At 71.0% G+C, this 20,403-nt stretch carries 17 protein-coding genes; 5 read left to right on the top strand and 12 right to left on the bottom strand.

Annotated features, from left to right (window positions below):
- Nucleotides 1–37: 37 nt before the first annotated feature.
- From JI745_RS02545 to JI745_RS02560, 4 genes are read right to left on the bottom strand one after another with little or no spacing between them, the layout of a single operon-like run.
- A complete protein-coding gene (locus JI745_RS02545; protein WP_201803498.1) occupies nt 38–361 on the bottom strand; it encodes a hypothetical protein in 324 nt (107 codons plus the stop codon).
- A complete protein-coding gene (locus JI745_RS02550; RefSeq protein WP_201803500.1) occupies nt 358–2,898 on the bottom strand; it encodes a cbb3-type cytochrome c oxidase subunit I in 2,541 nt (846 codons plus the stop codon). The genes JI745_RS02545 and JI745_RS02550 overlap by 4 nt, the downstream gene beginning before the upstream one ends.
- Nucleotides 2,895–3,818, bottom strand: coding sequence for a cytochrome c oxidase subunit II (gene coxB, locus JI745_RS02555; protein ID WP_201803502.1), 924 nt, complete (start codon nt 3,816–3,818; stop codon nt 2,895–2,897). The genes JI745_RS02550 and coxB overlap by 4 nt, the downstream gene beginning before the upstream one ends.
- A complete protein-coding gene (locus JI745_RS02560) occupies nt 3,818–4,105 on the bottom strand; it encodes a cytochrome c family protein (RefSeq protein ID WP_201803503.1) in 288 nt (95 codons plus the stop codon). The genes coxB and JI745_RS02560 overlap by 1 nt, the downstream gene beginning before the upstream one ends.
- Before the next feature lie 138 nt (nt 4,106–4,243).
- Here JI745_RS02560 and JI745_RS02565 point away from each other — a divergent pair, with 138 nt between their 5' ends.
- Complete coding sequence (locus tag JI745_RS02565) at nt 4,244–5,110, top strand: c-type cytochrome (protein ID WP_201803505.1); 867 nt, start codon at nt 4,244–4,246, stop codon at nt 5,108–5,110.
- A gap of 11 nt (nt 5,111–5,121) precedes the next feature.
- Here the strand turns inward: JI745_RS02565 and JI745_RS02570 are convergent, their stop codons facing one another.
- A complete protein-coding gene (locus tag JI745_RS02570; RefSeq protein WP_201803507.1) occupies nt 5,122–7,626 on the bottom strand; it encodes a membrane-bound PQQ-dependent dehydrogenase, glucose/quinate/shikimate family in 2,505 nt (834 codons plus the stop codon).
- A gap of 65 nt (nt 7,627–7,691) precedes the next feature.
- Here JI745_RS02570 and JI745_RS02575 point away from each other — a divergent pair, with 65 nt between their 5' ends.
- Nucleotides 7,692–8,819, top strand: coding sequence for a S1C family serine protease (locus JI745_RS02575; RefSeq protein WP_201803508.1), 1,128 nt, complete (start codon nt 7,692–7,694; stop codon nt 8,817–8,819).
- Here JI745_RS02575 and JI745_RS02580 read toward each other — a convergent pair.
- The gene (locus tag JI745_RS02580; protein ID WP_201803510.1) at nt 8,816–9,916 is read right to left on the bottom strand and encodes a response regulator; all 1,101 of its coding nucleotides are present in this window, start codon (nt 9,914–9,916) and stop codon (nt 8,816–8,818) included. The two genes, JI745_RS02575 and JI745_RS02580, sit on opposite strands and share 4 nt — an antisense overlap.
- 151 nt (nt 9,917–10,067) lie before the next feature.
- On the opposite strand from JI745_RS02580, the gene JI745_RS02585 reads away from it, so the two are divergent.
- Both JI745_RS02585 and JI745_RS02590 read left to right on the top strand, forming a co-directional pair.
- Complete coding sequence (locus JI745_RS02585; protein WP_201803512.1) at nt 10,068–10,667, top strand: NAD(P)H-dependent oxidoreductase; 600 nt, start codon at nt 10,068–10,070, stop codon at nt 10,665–10,667.
- 10 nt (nt 10,668–10,677) lie between these two features.
- The gene (locus JI745_RS02590; RefSeq protein WP_201803514.1) at nt 10,678–12,042 is read left to right on the top strand and encodes an MBL fold metallo-hydrolase; all 1,365 of its coding nucleotides are present in this window, start codon (nt 10,678–10,680) and stop codon (nt 12,040–12,042) included.
- Nucleotides 12,043–12,049: 7 nt separating this feature from the next.
- Here the strand turns inward: JI745_RS02590 and JI745_RS02595 are convergent, their stop codons facing one another.
- The 5 genes from JI745_RS02595 to JI745_RS02615 form a co-directional block, all read right to left on the bottom strand.
- The gene (locus JI745_RS02595) at nt 12,050–12,802 is read right to left on the bottom strand and encodes an SDR family oxidoreductase (RefSeq protein WP_201803515.1); all 753 of its coding nucleotides are present in this window, start codon (nt 12,800–12,802) and stop codon (nt 12,050–12,052) included.
- Between the two features lie 97 nt (nt 12,803–12,899).
- Nucleotides 12,900–14,108, bottom strand: coding sequence for an efflux RND transporter periplasmic adaptor subunit (locus tag JI745_RS02600; RefSeq protein WP_201803517.1), 1,209 nt, complete (start codon nt 14,106–14,108; stop codon nt 12,900–12,902).
- Between the two features lie 3 nt (nt 14,109–14,111).
- On the bottom strand, nt 14,112–16,484 hold the full coding sequence (locus JI745_RS02605; protein WP_201812302.1) for an FtsX-like permease family protein: 2,373 nt from the start codon (nt 16,482–16,484) through the stop codon (nt 14,112–14,114).
- Nucleotides 16,484–17,206, bottom strand: coding sequence for an ABC transporter ATP-binding protein (locus JI745_RS02610; RefSeq protein ID WP_201803518.1), 723 nt, complete (start codon nt 17,204–17,206; stop codon nt 16,484–16,486). The genes JI745_RS02605 and JI745_RS02610 overlap by 1 nt, the downstream gene beginning before the upstream one ends.
- Complete coding sequence (locus JI745_RS02615) at nt 17,206–17,427, bottom strand: hypothetical protein (RefSeq protein WP_201803520.1); 222 nt, start codon at nt 17,425–17,427, stop codon at nt 17,206–17,208. Before JI745_RS02615 ends, JI745_RS02610 begins: the two co-directional genes overlap by 1 nt.
- A gap of 104 nt (nt 17,428–17,531) precedes the next feature.
- On the opposite strand from JI745_RS02615, the gene JI745_RS02620 reads away from it, so the two are divergent.
- Nucleotides 17,532–20,009 carry a cation-translocating P-type ATPase gene (locus tag JI745_RS02620; protein ID WP_236674879.1) on the top strand — a complete coding sequence of 826 codons (2,478 nt, stop codon included), beginning with the start codon at nt 17,532–17,534 and terminating at the stop codon, nt 20,007–20,009.
- On the opposite strand, the gene JI745_RS02625 is transcribed toward JI745_RS02620, so the two are convergent.
- Nucleotides 19,967–20,395 carry a DUF4395 family protein gene (locus JI745_RS02625; protein ID WP_201803521.1) on the bottom strand — a complete coding sequence of 143 codons (429 nt, stop codon included), beginning with the start codon at nt 20,393–20,395 and terminating at the stop codon, nt 19,967–19,969. The two genes, JI745_RS02620 and JI745_RS02625, sit on opposite strands and share 43 nt — an antisense overlap.
- Nucleotides 20,396–20,403: the final 8 nt, after the last annotated feature.

Genomic DNA, 20,403 nt, shown 5'->3' on the forward strand with positions numbered 1-20,403 from the left:
ATCCACGGGGACAGGTTCTCGAGCATCGCGTCAGCTCCTAAGGCACGCAGGCCGGCAGCAACACCACCGGCACGCCCGACCAGGCCACGCCGATGAGCGAGAGCAGGGCGCCCACGCGCCGCATGAGCTGGGCATGGCCGTTGAGGGACGAGGCCCGCCAAAGCATTGCCGCGAGCACCAGGAACGCCAGAGCGGTGGCGCCCAGCAGCACCGCGCGCAGCCCCTGCGGGTCGGGCGGTGCGCCCACGCAGGCCACGGCGATCGCCACGTAGCCGAAGGCGAAGTGCGCCGCCCACACGACGAGCGGCGCCATGCCGGCCCACACGCCGGTGAAGAACGGAGCGGCTGGCGTCTGCTTCATGCCATGGCCCACACCATCGCGTGGGGCAGCAGGGCCACGATCGCCCCTTGCAGGCAGGCGCCCCACCACATCAGGCCGGTGTTGTCGAAGGTGGCGCGCTGGCGAGGGCGGGCCCAGCCACGGGCGATGCGCGCCGCGAGGAAGGCACCCATCACGAGCAGGATGCCGAAGTGGAAGCCCTGATAGAAGAGCATCGCCGCGATGCTCGCGGCCCAGCCGGTGGCCTTGGGCGCAAGCCCGGCATCGGCCATGCCGCCGACGAGGCCCCATGTGGCCGCCAAGGCTGATGCCAGAGCGAGGCCGAGCAGCAGCAACCGCCAGCGCGGCAAGGGTCGCTGGCCGATGCCCTTGCCGGTGAAGGCGTAGAGCCCTGCGCTGGCGGCGAAGCCCGCGGTGACGAGCAGCATGTCGCGCAGCGGCGGCAGCGCAGCGCCCGGCGGCGGGCACACGTCGAGCCGCATCGAGAGGTGGATGTGCGCGAAGGCCATCGAGGCCAGCACGGTGAAGTCGACGATCAGCAGGATGATGGTCGCCCACCACGAGTGCGAGGCCCACAGCGCGGCGCCCACCGGCACCTTGACCTCGCCCTGCGCGTTGCGGCCGATGGTGGCGCTGGGCGGCGTGTCGTGCGCGAGACGGTCGGCCTGCCACATCCAGGCCACCACCGAGACCACCGCCACGGCGCCAAAGGCAAAGGCCGTCACCACCCACTTGACGGTGAGCAGCAGGAAGAAGCCCGCCGTGCCGAGCGCGCCCAGCACCGGCCACCAGCTCGGGCCGGGCAGCACGATGAGGTGGCGGATGTCGGCGCGCCGTGCGCCGGTGACGAGCGTCTCGCGCAGCCCCGTGGCCGTGCCGGGCAGCCAGTGCTGACCGGCCACCACCTGCTGCGACAGGCCCGGCTGCTGCCAGAGCGGCCAGCGCGTCTCCACCTGCGCGATGCTGCGCGTGGCGTAGGTCTCGGACGGGATCCACTCCAGCGTAGGCGCGTGCCACGGGTTGCCGTGCTCGCGCGGCGGGCGGCGCACGGTGCGGATCACGTCCGCCGTGAGCATCAGCACGCCCGCGGCGAGCACCGCCGCGCCCGCGGTCGACAGCAGGTTGGGCCACTCCCAGCCGAGGCCGGCGTCGTAGGTGTACACGCGCCGTGGCATGCCCATCAGGCCGGCGATGTGCATCGGAAAGAACGCGAGGTGGAAGCCGCCGAACACCATCGCGAAGATCCAGCGCGCCCAGCGTTCGCTCAAGCGATGGCCGTTGAGCACCGGCAGCCAGTAGTAGAGCGCCGCGAACACCGGCATCACCATGCCGCCGATCAGCACGTAGTGCAGGTGCGCCACGATGAAGTAGCTGTCGTGCGCCTGCCAGTCGAAGGGCAGCACCGCCACCATCACGCCGGTCAGCCCGCCCATCACGAAGGTGACGAGAAAGCCGAGGATGAAGAGCGTGGGCCCGTTGGCGCGCACCTGCCCGCGCCAGAGCGTGGCGATCCACGCGAACACCTGCACGCCCGCCGGCACGGCGACCGCGAGGCTCGCCACCGACACCAGGCTCATCGACAGCGACCCGAGCCCCGCGGTGAACATGTGGTGCGCCCAGAGCGCGAAGCTGAAGAAGCCCACCGCGAAGAGCGCCGCCACGATCGCGCGGTGGCCCGCGAGCGGCTTGCCCACCAGCGCCGGCAGCATCGACGACACCATGCCCGCCGCCGGCAGGAAGATGATGTAGACCTCGGGGTGGCCGAAGAACCAGAAGAGGTGCTGCCAGAGGATGGGGTCGCCACCGCGCGTGGGGTCGAAGAGCGGCCAGTCGAAGGCACGCTCCATCTCCAGCAGCATGGTGCCCGCGATCACCGCCGGGAAGGCGAAGACGATCATGAAGCCCACGATCAGCATCGACCACGCGTACACCGGCATGCGCGACAGCGACATGCCCGGCGCGCGCGTCATCAGGATGCCGATGATGAGCTCGATGGCGCCGGCGATGGCCGAGATCTCGATGAAGCCGATGCCCAGCAGCCAGAAGTCGGCGTTGAGCCCGGGCGAGTAGACGCGGCTCGTGAGCGGCGGGTACATGAACCAGCCGCCATCGGGTGCGAGGCCCACGAAGAGGGTGCAGAAGAAGGCCAGCCCGCCGAAGGCGTAGGCCCAGAAGGCATAGGCCGACAGGCGCGGGAAGGGCAGGTCGCGCGCGCCCAGCATGTTGGGCAGCAGGTAGACGGCGACGGCCTCGACGATGGGCACCGCGAAGAGGAACATCATCACCGTGCCGTGCATGGTGAAGAGCTGGTTGTAGGTGCCGGGCGTGACGAGTGTGGCGCCCGGCACGGCCAGCTGCGCGCGCATCAGGAGCGCGAGCGCCCCCGCCAGCAGCAGGAAGAGCAGCGCGGTCGCGATGTAGAGCTTGCCGATGTAGGTGTTGTTGACGGCGCTCACGCTGCGCCAGCCGCGCGGCAGCCGCCACACGCGCTCCAGCTCGGCCAGATCGCCGGGCGGGCGGGGCAGCGCGTTCGGCAGCGATTCCGGCGGAGTGCTCATCGCAGCGACTCCAGGTAGGCCGAGAGCGCGTCGAGCGTCGCTGCGTCGAGCCGCGCATACGAAGGCATCTGCGCCCCCGGCTTCAACTGCTGCACGCCCACCAGCCAGCGCTTGTAGGCCCCGGCGTCGTTGCGCAGCACGCCGGCGCCAAGGTGGCTGCGCAAGGACACGCGCGCGAGGTTGGGGCCGAGGGCGGGTGCGGTGCTGGCCGGGTCGACGGCGTGGCAGACCGCGCAGCCCTGTTCCCTGAAAGCCTGCTCGCCCACGCGTGCGGCATCGCTTTGGGCGGCCATCGCCGTCTGTGCCCTCAGCCAGTCGTCGAATTCTCGCGGGGGCATCACCACCACGTGCAGCGCCATGCGCGCGTGCTGCTCGCCGCAGAACTCGGCGCACTGGCCGCGGTAGGTGCCGGCCTGCGTGGCGGTGATGACCAGGCGGTTGACGCGGCCGGGCACCAGGTCCATCTTGCCGCCGAGTTCGGGCACCCAGAAGCTGTGCACCACGTCGTCGGACTGCAGCCCGAGCTGCACCGTGCGGCCCTGCGGGATGCGCAGCTCGTTGGCGCTGCGCAGCTCGCGGCCGGTGGCCGGGTCACGGTAGCGCAGGTCCCACCACCACAGCCGCCCGGTGACCGAGACCACGAGGTCGGGGTTCGCCACGCCGACGTCGAGCCCGGCGGTGCGCAGCGTGCCGTAGAAGAGCAGGGCGGTCAGCACGACCACCGGGAAGGCCACGCCGCCGCCCCACAGCCACACCGCGCTCGACACCACCTGCCCACGCCCGCGGCGCAGCAGCCCGAGCACGAGCAGCACCATCACCAGCACGAAGATCAGCACGGCGCCGACGATCAGCACCCAGCTCACTTCGCTCAGGGCGGCGGCCTGCTCGCTCGCCGGTGAGAAGACCGAGGCGCGGCGCATCACCGCAGCGTCATCAGGTAGGCGGCCATGTCGCGCGCGTCCGGGGTCGAGGCGCCCATGTCGGGCATGGCGGTGCCCGGCAGCAGCGACGACGGGGCCTCGATCCAGCGCGCGAGCGTGTCGGGCGCGTTGGGCAGGTTGCCCGCGATGTAGCTGCGGCGGGCATAGCGCTCGAGGCTCGGGCCGACGCGGCCGTCGGCGGCCTGCACCTCCGGGATCACGTGGCAGCTCCCACACTGGTAGTGCGACATGAGGCGGCGGCCACGCTCGGGGTCGGCGCCGGCCATGAGCGAGCCTGGCGGCGGCTCCGGCTTGCCGCACGCTGGCAGCAGGCAGGCAACCAGGCACGCGCTGATCAGTGCCCGCGCTGTATGTGGCGCGCGGCTTGCCGGCTGGCGGTCAATCGTGTGCCTGCCGACAACGCCATGAAGAACGTGCTGATCACCCTGCTCGCTGCCGCGCTCATGGGCGCGGCCTGCGCCACGTTCGTGCTCTGGCGTGGTTGGTACGACATCTCCGCCACCGGCGGGCACCTGCAGCCGGTGTACGACTTGCTCCACCTGGGGATGCGTCGCTCGGTCGGCTTTCGCGCCGCGAGCATGGAGGTCCCCGCGCTCGGCGCGCCCGAGCAGGTGGCGCGCGGCGCGGCCTGCTACCGCGACCATTGCGAGCAATGCCATGGCGGCCCTGGCGTGGCGCCAAGCGCGATCGGCATGAGCCTGGAGCCGCTGCCCGGCCCCTTGATCGATGCCGCCCGGCACTGGAAGCCCGCCGAGCTGTACTGGATCACGCGCCAGGGCATCAAGATGACGGGCATGCCGGGCTGGGAGCTGCGCCTGGGCGATGCCGACCTGTGGGCGCTGACGGCCTTCGTGCAGCACCTGCCGTCGCTCACGCCGCAGGCCTACCGCCAAGCCGCGCAGCCCGGCGCATGCCCGAGCGCGAGCGAGGCCTGCCAGGCCGGTGCGTGCCCCGAGGCCCCCACTGCCGACCTGGCCCCGCTGCAGCCACGCAACCGCGACGACGCCGCGCAGCTCGCGCTGCGCCAGTACGCGTGCGTGGCGTGCCACCGCATTCCCGGCGTGACCGGCCCGCAGACCGACGTGGGCCCGCCGCTGTCGGCCTGGCGCCGCCGCGAGCGCATCGCCGGCCGCCTGCCCAACACGGCCGACGCGCTGGTGCGCTTCATCCGCGATCCGCAGGGCATCGACCCCGGCACGGCCATGCCCGACCTGGGCGTGACCGAGCCGCACGCGCGGCTGATGGCGGAGTACCTGCTGAAACAGGACTGACCGGGCGCATCTCATGAGGGCGGCAAGGCATAGGCGATGACGTGGTCGCCGGCCTGGGTGCCGAGCGAGCCGTGTCCACCCGCGATCACCAGCAGGTACTGGCGGCCGTCACGGCCCTGGTAGGTCATGGGCGTGGCCTGACCGCCGGCCGGCAGGCGCGACTTCCACAGCTCGCGGCCGGTGGCGAGCTCATAGCCGCGCACGTAATAGTCCAGAGTGCCCGAGAGGAAGGCCACGCCGCCGGCCGTGACGACGGGCCCGCCCAGGTTGGGCACCCCCATGCGGAAAGGCAGCGGCACCGGCGCGAGGTCGCGCACCGTGCCGTTGCGGTGGCGCCAGGCGACCTGGCCGGTGGTCAGGTCCACGCCCGCCACATAGCCCCAGGGCGGCTGCTGGCAGGGCAGGCCGAGCGGCGAGGTGAAGGCGCCGAGCTTCACCGCGTAGGGCGCGCCGAAGTTCTCGTTCAGTGCGGGCAGCGGGTCGTGCGGGCGCGCCTTGCCCTGCACCACGGGCGTGGTGTTGTCGGGCCGCGGCACGAGCGTGGCGTGGAAGGCGAGGTAGGTCGGCGTCACGAAGGCGACCTGCCGCACCGGGTCGACCGCGATGCCGCCCCAGTTGAAGACGCCGAAGTTGCCCGGGTACACCAGCGTGCCGCCCGTGGTGGGCGGGGTGTAGCGGCCCTCGTAGCGCAGGCGCTTGAGCGCGATGCGGCAGCCCATCTGGTCGAACCAGGTGGCGCCCCACATGGCCGCGCCGGTGAGCGGCGGCGGGTCGAAGCTCAGGGCCGACACCGGCTGCGTGGGCGCGGTGCGGTCGCCGGCCGTGGCGCCCTGCGGCACTGGCCGCTCGGTCACCGGCAGCAGCGGTTGGCCGTTGCGCCGGTCGAGCACGAAGAGCTCGCCTTGCTTGGTGGCCTGCACGAGCGCCGGCACGCGGTTGCCGCTGAGGGTGAGGTCGATGAGGCTGGGCTGCGAGGGCACGTCGTAGTCCCACAGGTCGTGGTGCACGGTCTGGAAGACCCAGCGTTCGCGGCCGGTGGCCAGCTCGAGCGCGACCACGGCCGACGAGTAGCGCTCCACCTCCGGCGTGCGGCTCGCGCCCCACTGGTCGGGTGGCTGGTTGCCCATGGGCACGTAGACCAGGCCCAGCGCTTCGTCCACCGCCGAGATCGACCAGCTGTTGGGCGTGCTCTGCACGTAGGTCTGGCCCTCGGGCAGCGGCTCGGTCTGCTCGGGGCGGCCCGGGTCCCAGTTCCACACCAGCTCGCCGGTCTGCACGTCGAAGGCGCGGATCACGCCCGAGGGCTCGGTGGTCGACACGTTGTCGAGCACCGTGCCGCCCACGATGACGATCCGCTGCGTCACCACCGGCGGCGAGGTGGAGTAGTAGCCGCCGTGGCGCACGTGCGGCATGCCGCGCCACAGGTCGATCTGACCAGTGCCGCGACCGAAGTTGCGGCAGACGCTTCCGGTCGACGGGTCGAGCGCGATGATGCGGCCGTCGGCCGTGGGCATGAAGAGGCGCGCGCCACAGCGATCGGTGACCGGGCCCTCCGCCGTGGCCACGGGCAGCTCGGTCGGCGCGGGGGCCGAGGCCGCAGCGGGCGCATTGGCTGCCTCGGTCGGGCCGGGGTGGTAGGCGAGGCCGCGACAGGTGAGGTGCTGCAGCGCGAGGCCGCTCTTGATGCGCGGGTCGTAGCGCCAGACCTGCTGGCCGGTCGTGGCATCGAGCGCGATCACCTGCTGGTGCGGCGTGCAGAGGAAGAGGCGATCGCCGATCTTGAGCGGCGTCACCTCGAAGGTGGTTTCTTCCGGGTCGCCCGCGCGCCCGCGCATGTCACCCGTGCGGAAGCTCCAGGCCACCTGCAGCCGCTCGACGTTCTCTGGCGTGATCTGCGTGAGCGGCGAGTAGCGCTGCCCGTGCCCCGTGCGACCGTAGGCGTGCCATTCGCCCGGGGGCGCGTCATGCGTGCCGGCCGAGCCGCTGGCCGCTGCAGGCGCGGCCGCCGCCATCGGTGCCGAGGCGAGCGTGCCGCTGCGGTCGTGCGGATCGTGGAGCCAGCTTGCCACCGCCACGCCCACGAAGACCAGCAGCGACACGGCCAACGCCACGCGCCCGGGGGCCCAGCCCGCACTGTCACGTCGGGCGGCCGACCAGCCCGGGTCGGCCTCGCGGCTGAGGAGCCTGCGCGCATACGGCGGCAGGAGCAGCAGCAGGCCGATGAGGAAGGGCACGTCGCAGCGGATCGCGATGGCCCACCAGTCGAGGCCTGCTTCCCACAGCGACCAGGCGATCGTGGCCAGCAGCAGGAGCGCCTGCACCCACCAGGCCAGGCTGTTGCCACGCGCCAGCATCACGGCGCACAGCAGCAGCGCGGCCCCCGCGCCGAGGTAGAACCACGAACCCCCGAGCACCGCGAGCCAGGTGCCGCCGCCCACGAGCGCGAGGCCCATGAGCCCGAGCAGCACGGCGGTGGTGATCAGGAGCAGCGATCGGGAGCGAGGTGCGCGTGCCATGCCCCGAGGTGCGGCAAGGCGCATGCCCCTGGGATGAAGCTCTTGCGGCGGCAGCGGTCCGCGCCTTGACTGGCATCAAGGTCCAGCCGATGGGCGCCTCGATAGAGTGGAGCATGTACTGGCCTTCACCCGTTCCGAGCCTGAAGACCTGCAACACCGTTGCCACGGTGGCGGCGATGTGCCTGCGGTTTGCAGCGCTCATCTTCCCGGCCCAGGCCGCGGCGCACGGCGAGATGCCCGGCTTCTCAAGCGCCCTCCGGGGAGCGCTGCCGAGCATCGTCTCGGTGTATGGAGAGGGCCGCGAAGACCCACACGATGTCATCGAGTTCGAGAACCAGGGTGCCCGGCGCCCTCAACGGCTGGAGCGCTCGCCGTGGCGGGCGGACATCAGCCCCGCCACGATCGGTGCAGGATTCTTCCTCGACGCGCAGGGCGCCTTCGTGACGGCCGCGCATGTCGTGGCCGGCTCGCACCGTGTTCTGGTGAAGACGGCCGACCTTCAGGTGGCGGTCGCGGAAATCGTCGGGACCGACGAAGACACCGACATCGCCGTGCTCCGGGTTCGCGGGTTGGTGTCGGCCGTTCCCGCGTTTGGCCGGCCTGCGGCGTCCCGCCCCGGTGACTGGGTGCTGGCCGTGGGCGAACCGTTTGGCCTCCAGCGCTCCGTGGTCGCCGGCATCGTCTCCGGCCGCACGAGGCATCTGGCCGAAGACGCAGAAGGGTTCTTCATCCAGAGCGACATTGCCATGAACCCCGGGAACTCCGGCGGGCCGCTGCTCAACGCATCCGGCGCCATCATCGGCATGAACCTGCGAACCGTGGTCGGCCCCTACGGCACGGCTGGCGTCAGCCTCTCGATCCCGATCGACATCGTGCTGCAGATCGCCGAGGAGATTCGACAAGGTGGCACCAGGCGGCCGAGGCTGGGCGCAACGTTCGAGGATGTTTCGCCGTCGGCCGCATTGGCGGCTGGAAGGCGCTACGCATCGGGTGCGTTCGTCACGGGCCTGCGCGACGCGGGACTCGGCCGCGCCATGGGCCTGCGGCTTGGAGACATCGTCATCGGCATGAACGGCCAGCCGATCGAAGACAGCGCCGACCTGGCACGTTGGCTTCTGGCATGGCGAGAGGCCAGGGGAACCCGGCTCGTCGTCTGGCGCGAAGGCGCATACCTCGCGCTGCGCCTGCCCTAAGGTCGCTCCGCCGCGGGCGAGGAAGGCAGCAGTTGTCGCATGCCCGCAAGGAACGGACCGAAGTCGATGGGCTTCGTCCAGTAGCGGGCAGCGCCTGCGGCGAGTGCCGCGGCCACTTGGTCGCCTGTGGCGCTGGCAGAGAGTGCCGCCACGCGAATGTGGCGAGTCGATGGTTGCTCGCGCAGGCGCTTGAGCACCTGCAGGCCGTGAAGATCCGGGAGGTGCATGTCGAGCAGGACGAGGTCGGGCTGCTCCGTGTGCGCCAGAGACAGCCCCGAGGCTCCGTCTTCCGCCACCGTCACGCGCACGGCGGGCCAGCAGCGCAGCAGCTCGGTCACGAGCAGTGCGTTGACCGGGTCGTCTTCGATGTAGAGCACATGCCCCGTCGGATGGGTGTTCGACGGGGGCGAACTGACGGCCGGGCTCTGGACCGAGTGAACACCCAACGCCAGCATGTCGTCGATCAATGCGCGCAACCGCTCCCCGGCAGTCAGCACCAGACGGAGTTGTTCGCGCTCCTGCTCGGAGAGGCGTTCAAGCGCGGAGGCCTGGACCAGGCGGGTCATCCCCAGGACAGCGTTGAGCGGAGTCCGCAGCTCATGGCTCATGCGCGACATGAAGTCCGTCTTCGCGCGGTGCGCGGCCTCCGCGGCGACGTAGGCCTCGCGAGCGCGCTCGAGTGCCCGTTGTTCAGCCGCGTCCCGGATGACGGCCGTCATGAGGACACCGGCGCCTTCTCCCGCGCGCGAGATGGAAGCCTGGATGGCGAACTCGGTGCCGTCCGAGCGCAAGCCCGTGAGCATCTGCGTGGCACCCATGGCACGCGCGCTTGCGCCGGTGGCCGCGAACTGGCCGACCATCTGCGCATGCAGCGCCCGCGCTTCGGTCGGTATCAGGCAGGCCAACGGCTGTCCCAGCATGCTGGCGGGCTCGTAGCCGAACATGCTTCCCGCGGCGCGATTGAAAAGCCGGATCCGCTGCTGCACATCGATGGTGATCACGGCATCCAGGACGTTGTCGAGGATGCCCGCAACGAGCCGGTCGATCGGCTCGGCCTCCGGATAGGCGGCCTGCGGCGATGGGGGATCTGTTGCCACGGTTCGGGTCAGCGCACTCGACATCAGCCTACGGCTGCGCACCCGGTGTGGCGTTTGACCGGCGTCAAAGCCTGGTTGCTGCCATTCCCTCCGGCCGCTTCGTTGATGCAGGTCAACGCTGCGCGCTGCGGCACGCCTAGGCTGCGTTCTCATGAAAAGCGACTCGCCTCGGCGCATCCTCATCCTCCAAGGCCACCCGGACGGCAAGGAGCAGCACTTCTGCCACGCGCTGGCCTCGGCCTATGCCGCAGGTGCGCAAGCGGCCGGGCACGAGGTGAAGACCATCACCATCGCCGAGATCGACTTCCCCCTGCTGCGCAGCAAGCAGGACTGGGACAGCGGCGCGCTGCCGCCCGCACTGCTGCCGGCGCAGGAGGCGATCGCGTGGGCGCAGCACATCGTGCTCGTGTTCCCCTTGTGGCTGGGCGGCATGCCGGCGCTGGTGAAGGGGTTCCTCGAACAGGTGGCACGGCCGGGCTTCGCGCTGGAAAAAGTGGCGGGGCATCCGATGGCGAAGAAGCTTCTCACCGGGCGCTCGGCGCGCATCGTGGTCACGATGGGCATGCCGGCCCTGGTGTACCGCTGGTACTTCCGCGCGCACAGCCTCAAGGCGCTGGAGCGCAACATCCTCGGCTTCGTCGGCATCGCGCCGATCCACGAAACGCTGGTCGGCCTGGTCGAGGGGCTGGACGATGCCGCACGAAGTGAATGGCTCGACAAGTTGCGAGCGCTCGGCCGGCGCGGCGCATGAGGAGGGCGGCATGAAACTCACGTTTCTCGGCGGCACCGGCACCGTCACCGGCTCGAAGTACCTGCTGGAGCACGGCGGTCGCCACCTGATGATCGACTGCGGCCTGTTCCAGGGCCTCAAGCAGCTGCGGCTGCGCAACTGGGAGCCACTGCCGATCGCGCCCCGCGAGATCGACGCCATCGTGCTCACGCACGCCCACCTGGACCACAGCGGCTACATCCCCCGGCTCGACCACGCGGGCTTCAACGGCCACGTGCATTGCTCCGCGGCGACGCGCGACCTCTGCGGCCTGCTGCTGCCCGACTCGGGCCGCCTGCTGGAGGAAGAGGCCGAGTACGCGAACCGCCACGGTTTCTCCAGGCACCGGCCCGCCTTGCCGCTCTACACCGAGGACAACGCGCGTGCCGCGATGGCCGCGTTTCGAGACGTCGGCTTCGGGGCGCCGTTCGAGCCGATCCCCGGGGTGTCGGTCACGCTGCGGCGCGCCGGCCACCTGCTGGGCGCGGCCAGCGTGCACGTGGCCTGGAAGGGTGGGTCGATCCTGTTCTCGGGCGACCTCGGCCGCCAGGAGGACCTGCTGATGGCCCCGCCGGCCCCGCCCGTCGCGTGCGACTGGCTGGTGGTCGAATCCACCTACGGCGACCGTGCGCACTCGGCCACGGATGCGCTGGGCGCGCTGGCCGACATCGTGAGCCGCACCGCGGCACGTGGCGGGATCGTCGTGATCCCGGCCTTTGCCGTCGGGCGAGCCCAGGCGCTGATGTACGGGCTGCACCTGCTGCGCCAGCAGCACCGCATCCCCGACATCCCGGTGTTTCTCAACAGCCCGATGGCGGCCGACGCGACGCGCTTCTATCGCCAGCACCGGGCCGAGCACCGGCTCGACGAGGCGCAGTGCGAGGCGATGTACCACGCCGCGCGCATCGTCAACACGGTCGAGGAGTCCAAGCGCCTCAACGACCTTCGCGTGCCTTCCATCATCATCTCGGCGAGCGGCATGGCGTCCGGTGGGCGTGTGCTGCACCACCTCAAGGCCTTCGCGCCGGACGGGCGCAACAGCATCGTCTTCGCCGGCTTCCAGGCCGCCGGCACGCGCGGGGCGGCCATGGTGGCGGCCGCCGAGTCGGTGAAGATCCACGGCCAGCACATCCCGGTGCGGGCCGAGGTGGCATGCCTCGACTCCCTGTCCGCGCATGCCGACCGTGACGAGCTCCTGCGCTGGGCCGGTGCGCTGCCGGCACGGCCGCGGCATGTGTTCGTCACCCACGGCGAGCCTGTGCCGGCCGACACCCTGCGCCAAGCGCTGGAGGAACGGCACGGCTTCACTTGCTCGGTGCCGGAGTACCGCGACGTCGTCGACCTCGATCGGCGTTGAACGCAGCTCAGAGCGAGAGGTAGCCGCCGTCGACCGGGAAGTACGCGCCGGTGCAGAACGAGGCACGGCTGGAGTTGAGCCACAGCACCAGTTCCGCCACTTCGCTTGCGTCGCCGATCCGGCCGATCGGGTGCCTGGACACCAGCAGCGCTTGCGTCGCCGGGTCCTCCTCCAGCCCCGCGATCATGGGCGTGTGGATGAAGGCGGGGCCGACGGCGTTGATGCGCACGCCGCGGGGCGAGTACTCCAGCGCCGCCGTCTTCGTGAGGCCGACCACGCCGTGCTTGGCAGCGGTATAGGCCGGCGCATTGGCGAAGCCCACGCTGCCCAGGATGGAGGCCACGTTGACGATGCTGCCACCGGTCTTCAGCAGCTCGGGCAGCTCGTACTTCATGCAGTGGAAGACACCGGAGAGGTTGACGCCGATGACGCGTTGCCACGCGTCCAGCGGGTAGTCGGCGGTGGGCGCGAGATCGCCGCCGATGCCGGCGTTGTTGCAGGCCACGTCGAGTCGACCGAAGACCTCGACGCAGCGCGCCACCAGCCGCTCGCAGTCGGAGGCGACGCTGACGTCCGCGGGCACGAAGACCGCGTTCGTGTCCGACATGGCGCGCAGCAGCTCCACCGTCTCTTCGCCGCCGGCGACGTTGACGTCAGACACCACCACCTTGGCGCGTTCGCGCCCATATGCGAGTGCGATGGCACGGCCGATGCCCGATGCCGCGCCCGTCACGAGACAGACCTTGTCCTTGAGTAGCATGGTGATCCCCTCTGGAGTGCTGCGATGCCCGATGGTCGGCGCAGGCCGCAAGGCGCGGTTTGATGCTGCGCAAACAAGGGCACGCCAGCCCGCGCGATCAGACCTTACGAGCCTGCACCCGCGCGCCTTCGCGGACCGTGGGCGGCGGGTAGACCACCACCACGGCGCCGGGCGCGAGGCCCTTGCGCACCCAGGCATGGCTGGCATTGCGCGCGCCGATCTCCACCGGCACCAGGCGCGCGCGGCCGCCGTCGATGCGGAACACGCCGAACGCCGCTCGGCCGTCGGCATCGGTCAGCGGAAACACCGCGCTTGCCGGCACCTGCACCGCCTGCGACAGCGCGAGCATCACCACCCGCACCCCCACGCGATAGCCGTCGCCCAGGGCCGACCACTCGCCCGCGGGGCTCGTGATGTCGATCACCACCTTCACCCGCTGCTCCTCGACGCCGAGTGCCGAGATCTTGGTGAAGGCGGAAGGCTCGATGCGGCGCACCTGCGCGTAGAGGGTGCCGTCGCCGCCCCAGCGTTCGATCAGCACGGGCGACCCCGGCCGCACCTTCAGGGCGTCAGTCGTCAGCAGCTCCGAGACGATCTCGAGCGCCGCGGTGTCGCCCAGCTCCATCAGCGGCGCCCCGAGGGGAACCGCACTCTCGCTGACCTGCGCCAGCCGGAGCACGCGGCCGCCTGCCGGTGCGCGGACGCTGAAGACACGCCGGCCCGATGTCGTGCCCCGCATCGCCATCAAGGCCGCGCGCGCCTGCGCCACCTCATGCTCGGCCACGACGCGGGCCTGCTGCGAAGCATCGAGCTCCTTCTGCGCGGCCTCGACGGCGAGGCGGGTGGCCTCCAGCTTGTTGAGCGAGACGAAGCCCTGCGCGGCCAGTTGCTCCGAGCGCGTGGCCTCGTTGTTCGCCTGCTGCAGGCCGATGCGTGCGCCGTCGGCCTGTGTCTTCGTGCGCTCGCGCTGCGCCTCGGCGGCGGCCAGGCGGGCCTGCAGCTCCTTGAGCGTTCGCTCGTCGAGCATGGGGGCGAGCACCGGCGTGAGCTCGGCGACCACCGCGCCGGCCTCGACACGGTCGCCCTCGCGCAGCGTCACACGGCTGAGCTGCCCCGCGAGCGGCGCCGAGACGACGTAGCGGTCGCGCAGGCGTGTCTTGCCGTCCTCGTCGATGGTGGTCTGGAACGGCGCCTGCACGACCGTCGCCACTTCGACTTCGACAGGCCTCGGTGCAAAGGCCCAGACCAGCAGGCCGACGGCCGCCAGGGCCACGCCTGCCATCGTCACCACGGTAGAACGCTTCATCGATCAATCCCTCGTCTTCAAGGCCGACACCATGTCGAGCCGGTCGATGCGCCGACGCACCACGAGCGCACTGGCCACGCCCGCGGCCACCACGCAGAGCGCGGCCCACGCATAGGTGCGCGCACGGATCACCACCGGGAACAGGAACTGGTCGGACTTGAGCAGCTCCGTCACCGTGTGCGTCAAGCCCCAGCCGAGCAGCATGCCCAGCGGCAGCGCCAGCGCGATCACGAGCGCGAGTTCACCCAGCAGCAGGCCCGAGACCTCGCCGCGGGTGAAGCCCAGCACGCGCAGGCTGGCCAGTTCCCAGGCGCGCTCGGCCAGTGCGATGCGCGCGTTGTTGTAGACCACGCCGACCGCGATCACGCTCGCGAAGGCGGTGAGGATGGTGCTCATGATGCGCACGTTGCGTGCGCTGATCTCCTGCATGTTGCGCAGCATCGTGGTCTTGCTCCACGCCCCTGCGATGCGGGGCAGCGCCTTGCTGGCCTCCAGCGCCTGCGGCTCGGTGCCGCGTTCGAGCGCGAGCACGAAGCCGGTGGACAGGTCGCCTTCGCCGAGGGCGCGGTTGAGGGCCGTGCGGTCCATGTAGGCGTTGAGGCCCATCATGTCGCGCACCGTCGCCCCGACCACGAGCTCGAGCGTGCGCTCGCGGCCTTCGAGGATCTTCACCCGCACCGGGTCGCCCACGCGCACGCCCAGCTTGTCGGCCAGGCGGTCGGTCAGCACCAGGCCGCGCCCGTCCAGGGCCAGCTCCTTGCCCGCCACGTCGATCAGGCGGTAGAGCTCGGGCCGTGCGGCGTAACCACGGATCAGGCTGCGCTCCTCGCGGTGCCCGCTGACGATGCTCACCGGCACGAAGCGCGAGGTCTCGACCGCCTTCACGCCCGGCAGCCGCGCGATCTCGAGCCGCACGGCGTCATCGACCGCCTCGGGCGTCCACACCGTGATGTCGCCGCGCAGGCTGAGCGTGAACTGCGTGTCCACGATCACCTCGATCGCGTCGCGGAAGAAGTTGCCCATCACGACGATCGCCACCGCGGCGGCCACGCCGCCCACCGAGAGCGCGCTGCGCAAGGGCCGCCGCTCGACGTTCCTCACGATCATGCGCAGCGCCGGCGCCATGCGGTGCACGCCGATCCGTTCGAGCAGCGTGGGGCGGTAGCTGCCGGGCGCCGGCGGGCGCATGGCCTCGGCCGGCGCGAGGCGCACGGTCGCGAGGATGGCGTTGAAGGTGCCCGCCACCGCGGTGGCCACCGCCACGCCGAAGCTCACCACCAGCAGCCACGGGGCGATGCGGTGCTCGAAGCTCGGGAAGTGGAAGAACTCGGCGTACAGGCCGGTGAACATCGTGCCCAGCCGGTCGCCGAGCAGCACGCCCAGCACCAGGCCCAGCAGCACCACCAGCAGCACGAGCTTGAGGTAGTGCAGCCCGATGCTGCGGTTGGGATAGCCCAGCGCCTTCAGCGCGGCGATCTGCTCGCGTTGCGTCGACACCAGCCGCGACACCACCACGTTCAGCAGGAAGGCCGCCACCGCGAGGAAGATCGCCGGCAGCACCGTGCCGAGCACGCGCTGCTCCTTGATCTCGTTGTCGAGCATGGCGTGCGAGGTCTGCCGGTCGCGCCCGTTGGCCTCGCGCCCGCCGTAGGGCGAGAGCAGGCGCGAGAGCGCGTCCACCACCCGCTGCTCCGAGGCGCCGGGTGCGAGCTTGATCGCCACGCGGTTGAAGGCACCGTGCATGTCGTAGGCGGCGGCCAGCACGTCGTGGTCGAGCCAGAACACGCCGAAGCCGCGGGTGTCGGGCATGCCCCAGAGGCCGGCAAAGATGAATTCCGGCGACAAGGCCGTGCCCACGACGACGAGCACGCGCCGCCGGCCGTTGATCTGCGCATCGAGCCGCGATCCCGGCACGAGGCCGCGCGCCTGGGCAAACCCTTCGGACACCAGCACCTCGATGCCGCCGCTGGCGCTGCCCGACTCGTTGCGCTCCGGCATTCGGCCGCGGCTCACTGACACGCGGTTCATGCGCGCCGCGTCGCCCACCTTCAGGCCGATCAGCTGGCCGATCACCGGGTCGGTCTGGCCGGCGATCTCGACCCGCACGATCTGCTCCAGAGTCGTCTGCACGTCGGCGACGCCGGGTACCTCGCGCAAGGTTTCGGCGAGCGCCGCCGGTGCGCGCTTCACCGACGCGAACACGTCGGCAAAACGGCCCTGGGTGTAGAACCGGTCGCGAGCGAGCGAGAGCGAGTCCACGGCCGACAGGCTGGTGATGAAGCCGCCGATGCCGCTGGCCACCACGAGGGCGATGGTCAGCGCCTGGCTCCACATGAGGCGCAGGTCGCGCAGCAGCTTGCGGTCGAGCGAGCGCATCACCACGACAGCTCCGACGGCAGGCACTTGCGTGCATTGGTCTCGACCTTGAGCACGCGCCCGTCGCCCAGGTACACCACCCGATCGGCCATGCCCGCGATGGCGGCGTTGTGCGTGATCACGACGGTGGTGGTGCCCAGCTCCGCGTTGACGCGCGCGATGACCTCCAGCACCAGCTTGCCGGTCTGGTAGTCGAGCGCGCCGGTTGGCTCGTCGCACAGCAGCACCTGCGGCTGCTTGGCGATGGCGCGGGCGATCGCCACGCGCTGCTGCTCGCCGCCGGAGAGTTGCGCCGGGAAGTGGTCGCGCCGCGGCGTGAGGCCCACCCGCTCGATGGCATCGTCGACCGGCATCGGGTGGGGCACGATCTCGGTCACCAGCGCCACGTTCTCCCGCACCGTGAGGCTCGGGATCAGGTTGTAGAACTGAAACACGAAGCCCACGTGTTCGCGGCGATAGGTGGTCAGGGTGCCGTCATCGGCACGGCTCAGGTCCTGCTCGCCGAACCAGACCTCGCCCGCGCTCGGCACGTCGAGCCCACCCAGGATGTTGAGCAGCGTCGACTTGCCGCTGCCGGAGGGGCCGAGCAAGACGATGAATTCGCCGCGGCCGATTTCCAGGTCGACGCCGCGCAGCGCGTCGACGCGCACGTCGCCACTGCCGTACCACTTCGACAGCCCTTGCGTCCGGAACACCGGCTGCAGGGCGGGGGCGCGGTCCATCAGCCGTCGATCGGTGCGCCGCCGGCGAAGCGGCAGGCCCACTCGTCGAAGAGTTCCTGTCCTGTCGCGGCCAGCGAGCGCTGCCAGGCCATGCACGCGTCGAGCTGCAGTTGTTGCAGGCGCAGTGCGTTCTGCGCGAACAGGGTCGACAGGGTGAACAGCGGCTCGAAGCTGACGGCCGGCGAGAGAAGGGCGTCGGGGGTGGCAGATGCCTTGGGCATGGTGGGTCTCCTGCAAAACTGACCTTCCCAGCCTAGGCCTCGCAACGGGGAAGCCCTTGACGTGGCGCAAGCCCTCGCCCGATACCGCGTGCCAGCCTCGCGGCATGAGCACGCTGCCAACACACCCTCCACGCGAATCGGGCCTGAGCGAGGCCGAAGCGGCGCTTCGCCTGCAGCGCGACGGCGCCAACCGATTGCCGTCTCCCGACCACCGGAGCGCCGCCGCCACGCTCGTCTCGGCGGCGCTGCAGCCGATGGTGATGCTATTGCTGGCCTGCACGCTGCTCTACGCGCTGCTCGGCGAGCTGATGGACGGCGCGGCCTTGGGCGTGTCCATCGCCGTGGTGCTCGCCATCTCGGTCTACCAGGAGCTGCGGACGCAGCGCGTGCTGGAGGCCCTGCGCGACCTGGCCAGCCCGCGCAGCACGGTGATCCGTGATGGCGTGGTGCGCCGCATCTCCAGCCAGGAGCTGGTGGTGGGTGACCGGCTGCTGGTGGAAGAGGGCGACCGCCTGGCCTGCGACGCCGCGCTCGTGCAGGCGCATGCGCTGCGGGTCGACGAGTCGCTGCTGACCGGTGAATCGATGCCGGTCGACAAGCAGCCCGAGTCGCCCGGTGCCGAAGGCCAGCTGCATGCCGGCACGCTGGTGGTGCAGGGCGACGGTGTGGCTCTGGTCACTGCCACTGGGACGCGCACCACGCTCGGCCAGATTGGCGGCTCGATGGCGGCGCTGCCGGCGCGCGAGAGCCGGCTGCACCTCGACCTGAAGCGGCTCGTGCGCGGCGTGGCCTACCTGGCCTTGCTCGTCTGCCTGGTCGCGACGACGGTGTTCGCCTGGCGCGAAGGCTCGTGGACGGCCGGTCTGCTGGTGGGCCTGACGCTTGCGATGGCCACGGTGCCCGAAGAGTTCGCGGTGGTCTGGACGGTGATGCTCGCCATCGGCGCGTGGCGCCTCGCGCGGCTCAAGGTGCTCACGCGCCAGCCCCAGGCGATCGAGGCCCTGGGCAGCACCACGGTGCTGTGCGTTGACAAGACCGGCACGCTCACCTGCAACCAGATGGAAGTCGTCGGCCTGCAGACCGCCGATGGCGCGGCGGCGGAGCGTCGGCCGTCCGATGCGCCCGATCCGCGTTGGCAGGCCTTGATCGAGACCGCGGCGCTGGCCAGCGTGCGCGAAAGCCTGGAGCCGATGGACCAGGCGATCTTCCGCCTGTCGTCAGCCGACGGGACCGAGAGCAGGCTGAGCCTCGTCGCCCGCGACGGCGTGGCGCCGGGGCATCCGTTCGTGCGCCAGGTGTGGCGGCACGAAGCCACGCGCGAACAGTGGGCGGCACTCAAGGGGGCGCCCGAAGCGATCTTCTCGTTGTGTGCCCAGGTGCCCGAGGCCGTGCAGGCGCAGGCCGAGCGCTGGGCCAGCTCGGGCATGCGCGTCATCGCGGTGGCCCGCGCCGCGGGCTCGGAGCCGAGCTGCGAACTGCAGGGCCTGCTGGCGTTCGAAGACCCGTTGCGCGCCGATGTGCCCGCCGCCCTGACGGCCTGCCACGCCGCGGGCGTGCGGGTGGTGATGATCACGGGCGATGCCCCGGCCACGGCGCTGTCGATCGCGCGACAGGCGGGCCTCGTGCGCGACGGCGCGCCAATGCAGGTGCTGACCGGAGCGCAGATCGACGCGATGAACGAAGCGCAGTTCGAAGGCGTGGTGATGCACGTCGCCGTGTTCGCCCGCATCGCACCAGCGCAGAAACTGCGCATCGTGCAGGCCCTGCAGCGGCGCGGAGAGGTGGTGGCGATGACCGGCGACGGCGTCAACGACGGGCCGGCGCTGCGGGCCGCCGACATCGGCGTCGCCATGGGCGCACGGGGCACCGACGTGGCGCGCGAGGCCGCGTCGCTGGTGCTGCTCGACGACCGTTTCGCCTCGCTGGTCGATGCGCTGAGCGCGGGCCGGCGCATCTTCGACAACCTGCAGAAGGCCATCGGCTACCTTTTCGCCGTGCACGTGCCCATCGTCGGCCTGTCGCTGTTGCCGGTGCTCGGCGGCCCGGTGCTGCTGCTGCCGCTGCACGTGGTGCTGTTCGAGCTGATCATCGACCCGGCGTGTTCGCTGGTGTTCGAGGCCGAGCCCGCATCGCCCGAGGCGATGACGCGGCCGCCGCGGCCGTCCAGTGCCCGGCTCTTCGCGCCGCGCCGGGTCGCGCGGGCCTTGGGCGTGGGCCTGGTGGCGCTGGCGTTCGTCGCCGGCGTGCAGTGGATGGCGCGTGCCGCGGGGGCGACCGACGAGGAGCTGCGCCTGGCCGGCATCGCGTGCGTGGTGGTCGGCAATCTTGCGATGCTCCAGTGGTTCCGCGGTCGGGGCGCCGTGGGCCGGCCCAACCGGATGCTCCAGGTGCTGGTGCTCGCGGTCTGCGCCGCCGGGGCCTTGATCACGCTGGTGCCGGCCGTCTCGCTCGCGCTGGGCCTGCCCACGCTCCAGGCCGGCGACGTGCTGATCGTGCTCGCGGCTCCGGCCCTGTGGGCTGCATGGCAACTGTGGCGGGGTCAGCTGCCGGATGGCGGGAAGCGCCGGTACCACGCGCCGTAGACCCAGCAGGCGGCGCAGAAGTCCAGCGCCCATTCCATGAATGAAAAGACGATCAGCAGCGTGCAGGGCACTTTCCAGAGCGGGCTGCCTGCAAGGAAGAGCAGCAAGGACACCGAACTGGCCACGAAGAGAATCTTGTTGGCGAACATCTTCGGCCCGGCGTCGGTTTTCTTGCCGGCGTGGCCCGTGGCGACGAAGACTTTCTGCCAGAGCAGGTGCGATGGGCATCGCATGTGGCCGGCGAAGCCGCGGACGGCGCCCTGAAGCACCAGCAGCACCATCACCCACGGTGACAGCAGCAGCGCGAGCAGGCACACCGTGAAGGTGATGAAGGCCTCCCAGCGCACGACGTTGGACCACACCTGGGGCAGATCGAATCTCAGCATGATGGCTC

The organism is Piscinibacter sp. HJYY11, from assembly GCF_016735515.1.
Classification (GTDB): domain Bacteria; phylum Pseudomonadota; class Gammaproteobacteria; order Burkholderiales; family Burkholderiaceae_C; genus Rhizobacter.